Source organism: Kitasatospora sp. SolWspMP-SS2h, from assembly GCF_003259315.1.
In the GTDB taxonomy this organism is placed as follows: domain Bacteria; phylum Actinomycetota; class Actinomycetes; order Streptomycetales; family Streptomycetaceae; genus Kitasatospora; species Kitasatospora fiedleri.
Genome location: NZ_QLLT01000004.1, coordinates 337,765 through 351,663, shown reverse-complemented (window position 1 = coordinate 351,663; position 13,899 = coordinate 337,765). Strand labels below are relative to the sequence as shown.

Annotated in this window: 15 protein-coding genes; 7 read left to right on the top strand and 8 right to left on the bottom strand. The window is 75.1% G+C overall.

Going from position 1 to position 13,899, the window contains the following annotated elements; genetic code table 11:
- Positions 1–594 precede the first annotated feature (594 nt).
- Together K353_RS07485 and K353_RS07480 are read left to right on the top strand one after the other, a co-directional pair.
- The gene (locus K353_RS07485) at positions 595–1,764 is read left to right on the top strand and encodes a cytochrome P450 (RefSeq protein ID WP_111552764.1); all 1,170 of its coding nucleotides are present in this window, start codon (positions 595–597) and stop codon (positions 1,762–1,764) included.
- Positions 1,765–2,034: 270 nt separating this feature from the next.
- Complete coding sequence (locus K353_RS07480) at positions 2,035–2,991, top strand: cytochrome c oxidase assembly protein (protein ID WP_111552805.1); 957 nt, start codon at positions 2,035–2,037, stop codon at positions 2,989–2,991.
- Positions 2,992–3,082: 91 nt separating this feature from the next.
- Here the strand turns inward: K353_RS07480 and K353_RS07475 are convergent, their stop codons facing one another.
- Positions 3,083–4,402 (bottom strand): DUF2254 domain-containing protein, encoded by a 1,320-nt coding sequence (locus K353_RS07475; protein ID WP_111552763.1) that lies wholly within the window; start codon positions 4,400–4,402, stop codon positions 3,083–3,085.
- Positions 4,403–4,693: 291 nt separating this feature from the next.
- Here K353_RS07475 and K353_RS07465 point away from each other — a divergent pair, with 291 nt between their 5' ends.
- Positions 4,694–4,990 carry a hypothetical protein gene (locus tag K353_RS07465; RefSeq protein ID WP_111552762.1) on the top strand — a complete coding sequence of 99 codons (297 nt, stop codon included), beginning with the start codon at positions 4,694–4,696 and terminating at the stop codon, positions 4,988–4,990.
- Positions 4,991–5,004: 14 nt separating this feature from the next.
- On the opposite strand, the gene K353_RS33720 is transcribed toward K353_RS07465, so the two are convergent.
- A complete protein-coding gene (locus K353_RS33720) occupies positions 5,005–5,298 on the bottom strand; it encodes a hypothetical protein (protein WP_146616421.1) in 294 nt (97 codons plus the stop codon).
- A 28-nt stretch (positions 5,299–5,326) separates the two neighbouring features.
- Between K353_RS33720 and K353_RS07460 the strand changes: the two genes are divergently transcribed.
- A complete protein-coding gene (locus tag K353_RS07460) occupies positions 5,327–5,971 on the top strand; it encodes a MarR family winged helix-turn-helix transcriptional regulator (protein WP_233533430.1) in 645 nt (214 codons plus the stop codon).
- A 311-nt stretch (positions 5,972–6,282) separates the two neighbouring features.
- On the opposite strand, the gene K353_RS07455 is transcribed toward K353_RS07460, so the two are convergent.
- The gene (locus K353_RS07455; protein WP_111552761.1) at positions 6,283–6,792 is read right to left on the bottom strand and encodes a YbaK/EbsC family protein; all 510 of its coding nucleotides are present in this window, start codon (positions 6,790–6,792) and stop codon (positions 6,283–6,285) included.
- Between the two features lie 46 nt (positions 6,793–6,838).
- Here K353_RS07455 and K353_RS07450 point away from each other — a divergent pair, with 46 nt between their 5' ends.
- A complete protein-coding gene (locus K353_RS07450; RefSeq protein ID WP_111552760.1) occupies positions 6,839–7,426 on the top strand; it encodes a helix-turn-helix domain-containing protein in 588 nt (195 codons plus the stop codon).
- Positions 7,427–7,475: 49 nt separating this feature from the next.
- Here K353_RS07450 and K353_RS36805 read toward each other — a convergent pair whose 3' ends face one another.
- Positions 7,476–8,117 carry a class I SAM-dependent methyltransferase gene (locus tag K353_RS36805; RefSeq protein WP_111552759.1) on the bottom strand — a complete coding sequence of 214 codons (642 nt, stop codon included), beginning with the start codon at positions 8,115–8,117 and terminating at the stop codon, positions 7,476–7,478.
- Positions 8,118–8,496: 379 nt separating this feature from the next.
- On the opposite strand from K353_RS36805, the gene K353_RS07440 reads away from it, so the two are divergent.
- Positions 8,497–9,804 (top strand): hypothetical protein, encoded by a 1,308-nt coding sequence (locus tag K353_RS07440; protein ID WP_111552758.1) that lies wholly within the window; start codon positions 8,497–8,499, stop codon positions 9,802–9,804.
- A gap of 261 nt (positions 9,805–10,065) precedes the next feature.
- Here the strand turns inward: K353_RS07440 and K353_RS07435 are convergent, their stop codons facing one another.
- Together K353_RS07435 and K353_RS07430 are read right to left on the bottom strand one after the other, a co-directional pair.
- Positions 10,066–10,689: a GNAT family N-acetyltransferase gene (locus K353_RS07435; protein WP_111552757.1), complete on the bottom strand. Its 624-nt coding sequence runs from the start codon at positions 10,687–10,689 to the stop codon at positions 10,066–10,068.
- 188 nt (positions 10,690–10,877) lie between these two features.
- A complete protein-coding gene (locus tag K353_RS07430) occupies positions 10,878–11,609 on the bottom strand; it encodes a Clp protease N-terminal domain-containing protein (RefSeq protein WP_111552756.1) in 732 nt (243 codons plus the stop codon).
- 188 nt (positions 11,610–11,797) lie between these two features.
- Between K353_RS07430 and sph the strand changes: the two genes are divergently transcribed.
- Positions 11,798–12,775 carry a sphingomyelin phosphodiesterase gene (sph, locus tag K353_RS07425; protein ID WP_111552755.1) on the top strand — a complete coding sequence of 326 codons (978 nt, stop codon included), beginning with the start codon at positions 11,798–11,800 and terminating at the stop codon, positions 12,773–12,775.
- A gap of 76 nt (positions 12,776–12,851) precedes the next feature.
- Here the strand turns inward: sph and K353_RS07420 are convergent, their stop codons facing one another.
- Together K353_RS07420 and K353_RS07415 are read right to left on the bottom strand one after the other, a co-directional pair.
- A complete protein-coding gene (locus K353_RS07420) occupies positions 12,852–13,265 on the bottom strand; it encodes a VOC family protein (RefSeq protein WP_100834958.1) in 414 nt (137 codons plus the stop codon).
- 95 nt (positions 13,266–13,360) lie between these two features.
- Positions 13,361–13,729 carry a helix-turn-helix transcriptional regulator gene (locus tag K353_RS07415; RefSeq protein WP_370447569.1) on the bottom strand — a complete coding sequence of 123 codons (369 nt, stop codon included), beginning with the start codon at positions 13,727–13,729 and terminating at the stop codon, positions 13,361–13,363.
- Between the last annotated feature and the right edge of the window lie 170 nt (positions 13,730–13,899).

Genomic DNA, 13,899 nt, shown 5'->3' with positions numbered 1-13,899 from the left:
TCGGGCGCCTGGATCAGTGGAGCGGCCCTCGGAAGGGACAGCGTCGGCGATGCTCTCCGAGGAAGATGCGCTGGTGAGCTGAGCGCGAGGGGGCCGAAGCGATGATCGTCCCGCCGCGGAGACGAGCATGGCAGCAACATCACGCCGTCGCCATAGGCCACGCGAAGGCTGGCTCAAACGAGGCACCTCGCAATGTCATATGCCTGCACGACAAAGGCGCCGTGGCGCGATTCGTGCTGTGCCCGGGAAACGCGCCGTTTCTCGCGGAAGTCCGGCCGCCCCCCGCACCGGCACGCCCGGAACGGGTTCACGGGGCACCATCGACGCCGCCGGTGACAACGCCCTAGAATCCCGTTCGCACGCGCGCAGAAGAACGTCCCCGACCGTCGTCCGGCCACCCGGAAAAACCGCCGCACGGCGCTCACCGCCCGGATCGGGCGGACCGGCCGCCGACGCCACCGCCGCCGTCGGCGGCCCACCATCCGGCCGTCACCGTTCCCCGCACCGTTCCCCGCACCGTCCGCGGCAGTTCGCGGCCGTTCGCGGCCCGGCACCCGGTGCCCGGCTCCGGTGACGCCCAGTCAGGAGGCAGCGATGCAAGCCACGTTCCCCTTCACCACGCCGCACCACCTCGACGACGAGCCCGAGGCCGAGGCCCTGCTCGCACAGGCCCCGGTCGTCCTCGCGACGATGGGGGCGGCGGAGGTGTGGCTCGCCCTCTCCCACCGGGCGGTGCGGCAGGTCCTGAGCGACAGCCGGTTCAGCCGGGAGGCGGCGACGCTTCCGGGCAGCCCGCTGAAACTGTCCGTCGCCGCCGACCCGTTGCTGGTCACCAGCCTGGACGGCGAGCGCCACGCCCGCCTGCGCAAGCTGATGGCGCAGGCGTTCAGCCCGCGCATGGTCGACCGGCTCGAACCGCGGGTGCAGTCCGTCGTGGACTCCTTGCTCGACGCCCTCGAACCCCCCGCGGATCTGGTGGCGGGTCTCTGCGCCCCCCTGCCGCTGATGGTCATCTGCGAGCTGCTCGGCGTGCCCTACTCCGAGGCGGGGGCCATCCGCAGGTGGACCAGGCGGCTGTTCGTCACGGACATCACCCCGGACGAACTGCGGTCCGCCCAGGGCGAGATGCAGGACTGGCTCGCCGATCTGGTGCGGCAGAAGCGGGCGCGGCCGGACGACGGGCTGATCTCGGCCATGGTCGCCGCCAACGACGAGGGCGACCACCTCACCGAGCCCGAGCTGCTGGCCAACCTGGAGGGCCTGCTGATCGCCGGCCACGAGACGACCGTCAACCAGCTGGGCAACTCGTTCCTGACCCTGCTGCGCCACCCGGACCAGCTCGCGCTGCTGCGGTCGGCACCGGACCTGATCGGACCGGCGGTCGACGAACTGCTGCGCTACAGCCGGCTCTTCAGCTCGGCGGAGGTCCGGGTCACGACCGAGCCCGTCGAGCTGGAGGGCGTCCGCCTGGCGGCGGGCCAACCGGTGCTGCCGGTCATCGTCGCGGCCAACCGCGACCCCGGCGCGTACCCGGACCCGGGCCGCTTCGACATCACCCGCGAAGGACCGGCCGCACACCTCGCCTTCGGGCACGGGCCGCACTTCTGCCTCGGCGCGGCGCTGGCCCGCCGGGAGATGCGGGTGGCGATCGGGTCCGTGCTGAAACGGTATCCGGGGCTGCGCCTCGCCGTGGACGAGTCCGAGCTCGCCTACGTGCCGGAACTGGTCTTCCGCGGCCTGCGGGCGCTGCCGGTCACGTGGTGAGCCGCGGCCTCCCGGACCGCGGGCCCGGGGACCGGACGGACCGGCGGGCCCGCCGGGCGGTCGACGGCCGCGCCCGGGGCCGGGCCGACGCGGACGCCCTCGTCCCGGGGGCGCTCGCCGGGCCGCGGTAAGCGCCGCCTAGGCTGGGCCCGAACGAAACCGGACCAAACCGGACCGGGCCACACCGGGCCGACCGGGCCGCCGCGCGCGCGGCGGCCCGGTCGGCATGGACGAAAGCGGGGCCGCCCGATGGGCGACGGCATGACGGGGATGCACCACCACGGAGGGGGACCACTCCCCCCCTTCACCTTCTCCCGCGCCCTGGAGTGGTCGCCGGACTGGCCCTACCTGGTGTTCTGCGCGCTCGCCCTCGGCCTGTACCTGGCGGGTGCCGTCCGGCTGTGGCGGCGCGGCGACAAGTGGCCGGCCGGCCGGGTGGTCGCCTGGACGGCGGGCGTCGGCACCGTCCTGCTGGTCACCAACACCGGCCTGAACGACTACGGCATGGTGCTGTTCAGCGCCCACATGATGCAGCACATGGTGCTGTCCATGCTCTCCCCGATCCTGCTGCTGCTCGGCGGCCCGATCACCCTGGCGCTGCGCGCCCTGCGCCCGGCCCGCAAGGGCAGCGGCCGGGGCCCGCGCGAACTGCTGGTCGCCCTGCTGCACTCCACCTACGTGCGGATCGTCTCGCACCCGGCGTTCACCATCCCGGCGTTCATCGCCAGCCTGTACGTGCTGTACTTCACGCCGCTGTTCGACTTCCTAATGCAGTACCGGGTCGGGCACCTGGCGATGATGCTGCACTTCCTCGCCGTCGGCCTGCTGTTCTTCTGGCCGATCATGGGCGTCGACCCCGGCCCGCACCGCCCCGGCTTCGTGATGCGGATCATCGAGCTGTTCATGGGCATGCCGTTCCACGCGTTCTTCGGCGTCGCGGTGATGATGGCCTCCGGGCAGCTGGTCTCCACCTTCTCCACCGCGACGGCGCCCGCCGGGACGAACCTGCACGACGACCAGCAGCTGGCGGGCGGCATCACCTGGGCGTTCGGCGAGATCCCCACCGCGATCGTGCTGATCGCGCTCACCCTCCAGTGGGCCAAGTCCGAGGAGCGCCAGGCCCGCCGCCGCGACCGGGCCGCCGACCGGGACGGCGACGCCGAGCTGGAGGCGTACAACCGGTACCTGGCCTCGCTGGAGCGGGGCGCCAACCGCGCCACCGGCTGACCCCCGTACGCGACCAGGACGCACCGCCCGGAACGGCTCCCGTTCCGGGCGGTGCGGCGTTCCGGCGGAATCGGAGGGGAAGCGGAGGGGGTCAGCCGATGCCCTGGCGGTCGGGGGTCAGCGCGAAGGCTCGGTTGTCGGCGTCGCGGACGGCTTCGGCGACGGCGCGTTCGAGGAGGGCGCGCTGGAGCAGCAGCGGGGCGCGGCGGGGTTCGGGGGTGATCCGCAGCAGGTCGTCGAGGGCGGCGGCCAGGCGGCGGGTGACCTGGGGCTGGCCGGCGCCGCAGCTGCGGATCTCGGTGAAGGCCAGGTCGACGGTGGCCTCCCAGCCGGGCACCGGCTGGACCAGCCGCACCGCGCCGTCCCGGTCGCGGTGGCGCAGCTCGCCGAGGTGGACCGGGGCCAGCACGGCGAGCAGTTGGTGGATCCGGTCGACGGCCTGGACGGCGGTGGTGGGGTCGTTGACGGCCGGGGAGAGCGCCCGGATGGCGATGTCGACGAGCTGGCGGAAGCCGAAGCTGAGGTCCTGGTGCATGGTCCGGTCGACGCCGACGTTCAGCGCGGTGGTGATCCGGCGCGGCCGGGGCGGGGTGCCGCCGACCACCACCACGGTGGGGGTGCCGGGGGCGATGAAGTCGCCGATCCGGGGCACCTGGTGCAGCACCGTGCCGTGCCGCCGGGCGACCCGGATCAGCCGGCGGATGTTGACGTCCCGCAGGACGCCGCCGCGTCCCTCGTGCAGCAGGGTCGGCCCCTCGGCGGCCCCGCCGGGCGCCGGTCCGGCGGCCGGGGCCAGCCAGCGGTAGTCCTGGAGCACCCGCAGCGACTCGCCGGTGACCCGGTCGATCACGTGCGGCACCCGCAGCAGGCGCAGCGTCGCCTGCACGTACAGCACGAACAGCGCCAGGCTGAGCATCACCAGGGCGAGCGCGACCACGGTGGAGACGATCGGGACGGACACCGCGCGGGCCGAGTCGGTGGTGTCGTCGTAGCCGAGCTGGACCAGCAGCGTGTAGACGAAGGTGGCCAGGCAGGTGGCGAAGGTCGCCTTGATCAGGCGGCTGCGCACGTACAGCCGCAGCACCCGGGGGCTGAACTGGCTGGCGGCCATCTGGAGCGAGACCAGCGAGATCGAGAACACCACGCCGATGAAGGTCAGCATCGCGGAGCTGACGGTGGAGACCACGCTCTTGGCGGCCGAGCCGAACGACAGCAGGGTGTCGGCGGCCTGCTCGGCCGCGGCCTCGGCGAAGATCTCCCGGTCCAGCAGGTCGGTCAGCCCGGCCAGCAGCACCGCGCCGAGACAGGTCAGCAGCGGGGCGAACCAGAACGCCTCGCGCAGGTGCTCCCGCAGCGGCGACAGCGCCCGGTACCGCGGCCGTCGGCCCTTCCCGCCGTGCTGCTCGCTCATCGGGCCAGGCTAGTGGCGGGGCGCGGCGGCGGGCGGGAAGGACGCGGCCGGACGTGCGGCGACGGTGGAGCGAGCTGCGGCGGGGCGTGCGGCGGCGGGGGGGCGGACGGCGGTGGGGCGGACGGCGGTGGGGCGGACGGCGGTGGGGCGCGTGCTTCGGCGGGCGGGCGCGCGGGGGTGGGGCGAGCTCCGCCGGGTGGGTGCGGTGAGGGGTGCGGCGGTCCGGGGGCGGGTAGGTCGCCCTCCTACGGGCGGCGGTCGGCCGTCCGGCCGCGGTGGAGAGGAGCGGGTGTGGACGCCGGAGTGCAGAGGGCCGTCACCGGGCTGGAGGAGTCGCGGGCCAAGCTCCGCGAGGAGGCGGTCGTCCCGCTGCGGGTGCGCCGCGAGGCCGTCCCGGCGGCGGACGAGCACCTGCTGCTGGGGGCGATCGCCGAGCTGATGGAGTCCCTCCAGGAGCTGACCGACGTCACCGGCGACCGCCGCACCACCCCCGACGCCGGGCTGGCCCTGACCACCGCGGCCGGTCGGCTGGCCGGTACCGCCGAGCTGCTGCGGGCGGCCGAGCAGCGGGCCCGGAAGAACGCCTGACCCGCGCCGGGTGCTCAACGGGCGGTGCGGGCACCGCCGTTGACGCGCAGGGTCGGTCCGGTGAGGTGGCGGGCGCCCGGCGAGGCGAGGAAGTGCACGGTGGCGGCGACGTCCTCGACGGTGTCGGGGCGCCTGTCGTGGGTCTCCTCGACCAGGGCGCGGCGGCGCTCCTCGGCGAGGGCCCCGCCGAGGAAGCCGGTGTCCTCGACGTGGCCCGCCGCGATCCCACCGGTTCCCCCCGGTGACGAGCACGGTACGGGCCACTGCTTCCCCCTGCGGCCGCGACTGCTACGTTTAGCACTAAACACGGTCCCGGGACGGCAGGAGGCAACCCCCATGGCCGAGCCATCGGCCCCGTCGGACGGCTCCACGGACAGCTCCACGGACGGCCGCAACACGCCGGACGGCCCGCCGGACGGCCCGCCGGACGGGCCGGGGTCGGAGGCGCTGGGGGACCGCTCGGCGGCGGCGATCGCGGCGGCGTGGCAGCGGGAACGGCCGGGCACGCCCACCGACTCGATCGAGATCGTCACCCCGATCTGGCGGCTGGCCAAACTCTTCGCGGACGACCGCAACCGGGTGCTGCGGGCCGCCGGGATCGACGCGGCCACGCTCGACCTGCTGGCGGTGCTGCGCCGCTCCGGCGCGCCGTACGAGCTGACGACCCGCGAGCTGACCCGGCGGACGCTGGTCACGGCGGGGGCGACCTCCCAGCGGGTGGCCCGGGCGGAACGGGAGGGCCTGGTGCGCCGCTCCCCCGACCCGGCGGGCGGCCGGGCGGTACTGGTCACCCTGACGCCGGACGGACACGCCCTGATCGAACGCTCGGTGGACGCCGTCCTGGGCCGCGAGGCAGACCTGGTCACCGGCCTCTCCCCCACCGAACGCCACCACCTCGCCGCCCTGCTCGACCGCCTGCTCACCGATCTGCACGAACGGATCGGACCCGCCGACCAGCCCGCACCGCCGCAGCCGAAGTGACCGCCCGACCACCCGTCGGCCCGACGGCATGGCGGCCCGGCAGCTCAGCGGCCCGACGAGCCGGCACCCCGGCAACCCGGCGGGCCTGATCGAGCCGGGCGACCAGACCGCGCCGCCGTAGGCGAAGTGACCGCCCGACCACCCGCCGGCCCGTCCAACCAGCGGCCCGACGACCCGGCAACCCGACGACCCGGCACCCCGGCGGCTCGATCCGTCGGCCCGGAACGCCCGGCCCCGGCCCCGGCGGGCGGGGCGCGTCGGCGGCCTCAGGCTCGACGGCGTCCTGCCGACCGGCGGCGGGGCCGGTCGGGTCAGGGGCCGACCGGGAGCAGGGTGCCGCGGGTGAGGCGGAGCAGTTCTTCGGTGGTGGTGGGGAACACCGTGTGCGGGGTGCCGGCGGCGGCCCAGACCTGGGGGTAGTCGGTGAGGGCCCGGTCGACCGCGGTCGGCAGCGGGCGGGGGTGGCCGGTCGGGGCGACGCCGCCGATAGCCTGGCCGGTGGCCTCCCGGACCTGCTCGGGGGTGGCCCGGCGGAGCGGGCCGCGGCCCCAGCGGGCGGCGAGGGCGGCGGTGTCGACGCGGTGGCGTCCGCTGGTGAGGACGAGCACGGGCTCGCCGTCGGAGACGAACACCAGGCTGTTGGCGATCGCGCCGACCTCGCAGCCGAGCGCGGCGGCGGCCTCGGCGGCGGTGCGGGCGGAGTCGGCGAGGCGGCGGACCGTCCCGGGAACACCTGCGGCGGCGAGGGCGGCCGCGACCCGGGCGCTGCGGGTCGGGAGGGCGAGGGGTACTGCTGGTTCCACGGGGGCTCCTCGGGGCATTCGCGTTCCACATACGGAACGTTCCGTGTGTGGAACGATAGACCGCATGCGAGCAACGGATCAACCGGCTTCGGCGAGCGCTGACCTCTCGGCGCGGATCGGCCTGCGGCTGCGCGAACTGCGTACCGCCCGCGGGCTCTCCCTCTCGGAGCTGGCCCGCCGCGCGGGCCTCGGCAAGGCCACCCTCTCGGGGTTGGAGGCGGGCACCCGCAACCCGACCCTGGAGACCCTGTACGCGCTGACCACCGCGCTCGGCCTGCCGCTGAGCGCCGCGTTGCAGGCGCCCGAGCAGGCCGCCCGGGAGGCCGCGACGGGGCGGGCGCTGAACGCCGGGGTGTCCGGGCGGGTGCTGGACGCCGTGCTACTGGAGCGGTTCGAGGACGCGGCGGCGGTCTCGGAGACGTACCGGATCCGGATCCGGCCGGGCGGGGTGCGCCGTTCGGCCCCGCACCCGCCGGGCACGGTGGAGCACCTGGTGGTGCTGACCGGCACCGCGCTGGTCGGCACCGAGGCGTCACCCGCCACGGTCGGCCCCGGCGGCCACCACAGCTGGGCGGCGGACGTGCCGCACCGCTACGAGGCGGTGGCGCAGGAGGTCGAGGCGGTGCTGGTGGTGCGTCACCCGCACGGTTGAAGGCGCGCAGTTGAAACCGCCCGGCCCCGCCGGACCGGCCGCCACGGCCTCAGCCCTGGAGCAGCAGCGTCCCCTGCGGGAAGCGCTCGTCGGGGGCGGGGGCGCGCAGGGTGCGGGCGGTCTCGGTGAATCTGGCCGCACGGAAGAGCCCGGCGAGGGTGTCGATCGGCCAGCGGTGGGCGGTGGTGACCTTGTGGTCGAAGGGGACGGGGCGGTCGGTGTCGCCGAGTTCGGGGTCGGCGGCGAAGAAACCGGTGAGCAGCAGCCCGCCGGGGGCCAGGACGCGGCGCAACTCGGCCAGGACGGAGGGGAGTTCGGCAGGCGGGAGGTGGATCAGCGAGTAGCGGGCGAGGATCGCGCCGAGGCCGGCGTCCGCCAGCGGGAGCGCCGTCAGCGAGCCCCGCACGAACGGCCGTGCCGGGTGGGCGAGTCGGGCCTGTCGCAGCATCCCGGCCGAGAGGTCCAGGCCGAAGGCGCGGACGCCGAACCCGGCGAGCAGTTCGGTCGCCTCTCCCGGCCCGCAGCCGAGGTCGCCCACCGGAAGTCCGCGCCCCGCCACCGCAGGTGCCGCGACCAGCCGCCGGATCGCTGCCAACTCGTCGTCCCGGCCGCCGAGTTCGCCCCGGAACAGGTGGGCGTACAGCTCCGCCACCCCGTCGTACGCCTGCCCGACCCCGCCGGTCGCCGTCATCGCCGCACCCCTCCGCCGCCCCCGGTCCTCCCGTGGCGGCGCCCAGCCTAGCGGCGGGCGTCAGGCGGTCGCGGGCGGTCCCGGGGCGGTCCCGGGGCGGTCGGAAACGGGTCGCCGAACGGTTCGAAAACGGGTTGCGGGGGCTCGGGGCGGGGTGCCTAGACTCCGGGCATGGCCGTCGTCGCGCTCTGCCGCCGATTTACCGGCCCCCCGGCTCCCGATGGGTGCCGCAGGGGGCGGGTTCCGTCGCGCCGGTAGCGAGAGAGGCAGTGCTCCGGCGGAGCGGGTCGGCCCCCGGTGGCGGGTCGTGCCCAGGGGCCGGGGGGTGTGGTGTTCCCCCCTCGTCGTCCCGCCCGTCCGCCCAGTTCCGGAGGCCGCCATGTCCACCGATCCTGTCCGCAGCACCGCCCCCACCGCCGTCCGCCCCCTCTCCGCGGAGCAGCTCGCCCGCGACCTCGCCGTCCGCGACCTGACCGACCCGGCCGCCGGGCCGCACGCCCTGCAACTGCTCGTCGACCGCGCGGCGGAGGCGCTGGCCGGGCGCTGGGGCTGCGCGGTGCGGGTGCACCGGGGCGAGCGGACGGTGACCGTCGCCGACAACTACGACCACCTCAACTACCGCGCGGACGACGTCACCCGGGACACCCGCTACACCCGGTACGTCGACGACCGGCGGATGCTGCGCAGCCACTCCAGCGCGCTGGTCCCCGGCGCGCTGCGGGCGCTCGCCGCGCAGGAGGCGGCCGGGGAGGCGCCGGACGCGGTGCTGCTGGTCTGCCCGGGCCTGGTGTACCGGCGCGACAGCATCGACCGGCTGCACAGCGGCACCCCGCACCAGCTGGACCTGTGGTACCTGACCCGCCGCCCGGTCCCGGCCGGTCCGGCGGACCTGGCGGAGATGATCGCCGTGCTGGTGGACGCGCTGCTGCCGGGCACGGAGTACCGCACCGAGGAGCGGGTCCACCCGTACACCCTGGCGGGACGCCAACTGGACGTCGCGGCGGGCGGCGGCAGGCAGAGCAGCGGCGGGCGGAACAGCAGCGCGGAGGACGGCAGCGCGAAGGACGGCAGCGCGGAGGACGGCGCCTGGGTGGAGGTCGCCGAGTGCGGGCTCGCCCATCCGCGGGTGCTGGCCGGGGCCGGGCTGGGGCCGCGGTGGAGCGGGCTGGCGCTCGGGATGGGCCTGGACCGGGTGCTGATGCTGCGCAAGGGCGTTCCGGACATCCGCCTGCTGCGCTCGGCCGATCCGGCCGTCGCCGCCCAGCTCACCGACCTCGCGCCGTACCGGCCGGTCTCCGCGCTGCCCGCGGTCCGCCGCGACCTGTCCGTCGCGGTGGACGGGGCCGACCTCGCCGAGGACCTCGGCGACCGGGTCCGGGACGCCCTCGGCCCGGACGCGGACCGGGTGGAGACGGTCGAGGTCCTCTCCGCCACCCCGTGCCACGCCCTCCCCCCGCAGGCCCTGGCCCGGCTGGGCGCCCGTCCCGACCAGCAGAACCTGCTGCTCAAGGTCGTCCTGCGGGACCTGCGCCGCACCCTCACCGACGCGGACGCCAACGCGCTGCGCGACCGCGTCTACGCCGCCCTGCACCAGGGCACCGTCCACCAGTGGGCCGTCCGCCCGGCGGGGCCGTCCACGCCGGAGCGGCCGTCCACGCCGGAGCGACCGCCCGCGTCGGAGCGATGATCGGATCATCGTCCCGCAGTCGCTGAGCTGCCCGGACGTGCGCGCACGCGGGCTCGCTTCAGCCGGGCGCACGGCGGGAATCCAGCCGTTGACCGCACCTGCCGGCGGCGGTCCGCGCCGCCGCCGGACGCACCGAGGAGGGGAACCGTGGCACCGCAGAAAGCTCCGTCCGGGAAGCCGACCGGCATGGGCGGCGCGCCCCCGCCCCCGCCCGGCCCGGCCAACCCCCCTCCCCCGCACGGGAAGTGACCGGACGAAAGGTCACTTCCCGTAGCGGGCGACGCGCTCCCGGAGGGCGGCCCCGGCCCGCGGCCACTCCTCGTCGGTGATCGAGAACATCGCCGCGTCCCGCAGCCGGCCGTCCTCCCCCGGGGCCCAGGAGCGCGACCAGTTGCGCAGGACGCCCTCGAAGCGGGCGCCGACGGCGGCGATCGCGGCGCGGGAGCGCTCGTTGCGGGCGTCGGTCTTGAGGTCGACCCGGCGGACGTTCCACTCCTCGAAGGCGTGCCGGAACAGCAGCAGCTTGGACTCGGCGTTGACGCCGGTGCCCTGCGCGGAGGCGGCGAGCCAGCTGAAGCCGATCTCGACGGCGTACAGGACGCCGGTGTCGGGCAGGGTGCGCGGGTCCAGGAAGGCGGTCGCGCCGACGGCCCGGCCGGTGGCCGTGGAGATCTGCGCGTACGGGGCGACCAGCCCCGTCTCGGCCCGGCCGCGCTGGGTCTCGACGTACCCGGCGACCTCGTCGGCGCGCGGCACCCAGGTGAAGCCGTAGCTGTCCCGGCCCTCCTCCGCCGCCCGCGCCAACTCCGCGGCGTGCCGCTGCTCCAGCGGTTCCAGCCGCACCAGCCGCCCCTCCAGCACCGGGCCCTGCAGTCGGTACGCCATGCGTGCTCCACCCTCCGTACGTGCGTGCGTGCGGGATCGTTCCCGGCAGCAGCGAACCGGGCGCGCCGGCGCGGCGTCAACGGAGTTTCGCCCGCCGGAAGCGGCCGGGGCGGCGGGGGACGGCCGCGGGCGGCGGGGCCGCTCCCGTCCCGGGCGGCCCCGCCGCCCGCGGGGTGGGGGGTGGATCGTCAGGACCCGGCGGTGAGTTGGGCGAGGGTGGCGAGGAACTCGGCCTCGGCGGCGGCCTTGTCGAGGCCGAGGGAGGTGAGGACGCCGTCGCCCGCCTCGTGTTCGAGCAGGGCGAGCAGCAGGTGCTCGGTGCCGACGTAGTTGTGCCCGAGGCGCAGGGACTCGCGCATGGTGAGTTCGAGGGCCTTCTTGGCCCCGGCGTCGTAGGGGACGAGTTCGGGGGCGTCCTCGACGGCGGGCGGGAGCGCGGCCAGGGCGGCCCGGCGGACGGTGTCGAGGGGGACGCCGCTGGTGACGATGTAGGCGGCGGCGAGGCCCTCGGGCTCGGCGAGCAGGCCGAGCACCAGGTGCGCGGGGCGGACCTCGTCGTTGCGGGCGTCCTTGGCGGCCTGGTGGGCGGCCATCACCACGTTGCGGGCGCGCGGGGTGAAGCGGTTGAAGCCCTGCGCGGTGTCGATCGCGGTGACCTCGCCCGGGTCCTTGGGGACGAAGCGCTTCTGGGCGGCCTGGCGGGTGACGCCCATGCTGCGGCCGATGTCGGTCCAGGACGCGCCGGAGCGGCGGGCCTGGTCGACGAAGTGGCCGATCAGGTGGTCGGCCACGTCGCCGAGGTGGTCGGCGACCAGGACCGCGTTGGAGAGCTGGTCGAGCGCTTCGGGGTACGAGTTCTTGATGCCCTCGATCAGGTCGTCGAGCCGGACGGAGGGTTTCGCTCCAGAGGTGTCAGCCATGAGGCAACCTTAGGTTGACAGTCCGAGAGTGTCAACCTTCGGTTGACAGTGGACGGGGGGCCGATTCCTACCCACCGGTAGCGGGTGTTTCGGCCGAGTTCACCCGGCCGCCGTCCGCCGTCTTGTCCGTGTCACGGAGGCCCGAGTTGACTGCACAACATCGACCGGCCCTCACCCCCGGAGTTCCCGTGACCACCACCCGCAGCACCCGGCTCGCCGCCGTACTCACCGCCGCCGCAGCCCTGTTGACGGTTCCTCAGGCCGCCGCGCACGCCGAGACCGCGCCCGCCGCCGTCGCCCCGCTGGACGTGCTCAGCTACAACACCTTCCTGATGAGCACCTCGCTCTACCCCAACTGGGGCCAGGCCCAGCGCGCCCAGGCGATCGCCGGTGCGGACTTCTTCCAGGGCCACGACGTGGTCGTCCTCCAGGAGGCGTTCGACAACGCGACCTCGGACGCACTGGCCGCGAAGGCGTCCGCCGCCTACCCGTACCGCACGCCGGTGGTGGGCCGCTCCACCTCCGGCTGGGACGCCACCTCCGGCAGCTACAGCAGCACCACCCCGGAGGACGGCGGGGTGCTGCTGCTGAGCAAGTGGCCGATCCTGCGCAAGGAGCAGTACGTGTTCAAGGACGCCTGCGGCTCGGACTGGTGGTCCAACAAGGGGTTCGTCTACGCGCAGATCAACGTGAACGGGCAGCGCACCCACGTGGTGGGCACCCACCTCCAGTCCACCGACTCCGGCTGCGCGAGCGGGCAGGCCGCGGACGTCCGGGCCGAGCAGCTACGGGCGATGCGGGCGTTCCTGGACGCCCGGCGGATCCCGGCGAACGAACCGATCGTGCTGGCCGGCGACCTGAACATCGACTCGCACGGCGGCGAGTACCCGGCGCTGCTAGCCAACGGCAACCTGGCCCCGGCGACCACCCGCACCGGCTGGGCGAACTCCTTCGACACCGCCGACAACTCGATCGCGGCCTACCGGTACCCGGGCGAGCCGAAGGAGGACCTGGACTACGTGCTGTACCGGGCCGACCACGCCCGCCCGCAGCAGTACACCAACACCGTGCACCGCTTCCACTCCGCGCCGTGGACGGTCAGCAGCTGGGGCACCTCGTACACCTACACCGACCTGTCGGACCACTACCCGCTGCTCGCGGGCTGAGCCGGGTGGCGGGAGGCGGCGGCCGGACGCGCGCGCTGCCGCCCGGAGGGTTCCCGGGCGGCAGCGCGCGCGGGGGCTACCCGCGGGGCTGGGCGAAGCGGACCATGTTGCCCGCCGGGTCGCGGAAGGCGCAGTCGCGGACGCCGTAGGGCTGGTCCATCGGCTCCTGGAGCACGTCGGCCCCGGTGGCGCGGATCTTCTCGAAGGTGGCGTCGCAGTCGGAGGTGCGGAAGTTGACGGCGCGCAGCAGGCCCTTGGCGAGCAGTTCGGCGGCGGCCCGGCGGTCGGCCTCGGTGGCGCCCGGGTCGGCGACCGGGGGCTCCAGCACGACCTCGACCTCGGGCTGGGCGGCCGAGCCGAGGGTCACCCAGCGCATCCCCTCGAAGCCGACGTCGTTGCGCACCTCCAGGCCGAGCGCGTCGCGGTAGAAGCCGAGCGCGGCGTCGTGGTCGTCGACGGCGATGAAGCACTGCGAAAGCTTGATGTCCATGCCCCCGACGCTACTGACCCGCCCCGGCCCGCGCTTCTCCGTTCCTGATCCGTTCCCGGCCCGGTCCGCCGCGACCGGCGGGCCGCTGCCTCGAGTCACTGCGGCCGTCCGGTGTCGGTGCCGCGGACCGGCCGGGTCAGGTACATCGCCACGCACGCGGTGATGTGCTCGGCGGCGCTGTGGTCGCGGGCCCGGTACGCGCTGGGGCTCTCGCCGACCAGCTCGGTGAACCGGGTGCTGAACGAGCCCAGCGAGGTACAGCCGACGGCCATGCACACCTCGGTGACGGACAGATCGCCCCGGCGCAGCAGCGTCTTGGCCCGCTCGATCCGGCGGGTCATCAGGTAGCTGTACGGGGTCTCGCCGTACGCGGCGCGGAAGCTGCGCTGGAAGTGGCCGACGGACATCAGCGCGACCCTGGCGAGGGCGGCGACGTCCAGCGGTTCGGCGTAGTCGCGGTCCATGGTGTCGCGGGCCCTGCGGAGGCGCTTGAGGTCGTCGATCTGCACGGCGCCCAGGGTAGTCGCGGAGCCGGACGGCGGACGGGACGGGAAGGGCGAGGAGCGAGGAGTAGGGGCGGGCGCAGGGGGTAGGGGTCGAGGGCGGCGGGCAAAACCGATCATCTGCTGATCGA

Coding starts and splice junctions, on each gene's coding strand:
- K353_RS07435 (WP_111552757.1), bottom strand. CDS start 10,689: ATGGCGTACCGACTGCAGGGCCCGGTGCTGGAGGGGCGGCTGGTGCGG.
- K353_RS07460 (WP_233533430.1), top strand. CDS start 5,327: ATGGCCGAGCCATCGGCCCCGTCGGACGGCTCCACGGACAGCTCCACG.
- K353_RS07480 (WP_111552805.1), top strand. CDS start 2,035: ATGCACCACCACGGAGGGGGACCACTCCCCCCCTTCACCTTCTCCCGC.
- K353_RS36805 (WP_111552759.1), bottom strand. CDS start 8,117: ATGACGGCGACCGGCGGGGTCGGGCAGGCGTACGACGGGGTGGCGGAG.
- K353_RS07485 (WP_111552764.1), top strand. CDS start 595: ATGCAAGCCACGTTCCCCTTCACCACGCCGCACCACCTCGACGACGAG.
- K353_RS07430 (WP_111552756.1), bottom strand. CDS start 11,609: ATGGCTGACACCTCTGGAGCGAAACCCTCCGTCCGGCTCGACGACCTG.
- K353_RS07440 (WP_111552758.1), top strand. CDS start 8,497: ATGTCCACCGATCCTGTCCGCAGCACCGCCCCCACCGCCGTCCGCCCC.
- K353_RS07475 (WP_111552763.1), bottom strand. CDS start 4,402: ATGAGCGAGCAGCACGGCGGGAAGGGCCGACGGCCGCGGTACCGGGCG.
- K353_RS07415 (WP_370447569.1), bottom strand. CDS start 13,729: ATGGACCGCGACTACGCCGAACCGCTGGACGTCGCCGCCCTCGCCAGG.
- K353_RS07450 (WP_111552760.1), top strand. CDS start 6,839: ATGCGAGCAACGGATCAACCGGCTTCGGCGAGCGCTGACCTCTCGGCG.
- K353_RS07455 (WP_111552761.1), bottom strand. CDS start 6,792: ATGCCCCGAGGAGCCCCCGTGGAACCAGCAGTACCCCTCGCCCTCCCG.
- K353_RS07420 (WP_100834958.1), bottom strand. CDS start 13,265: ATGGACATCAAGCTTTCGCAGTGCTTCATCGCCGTCGACGACCACGAC.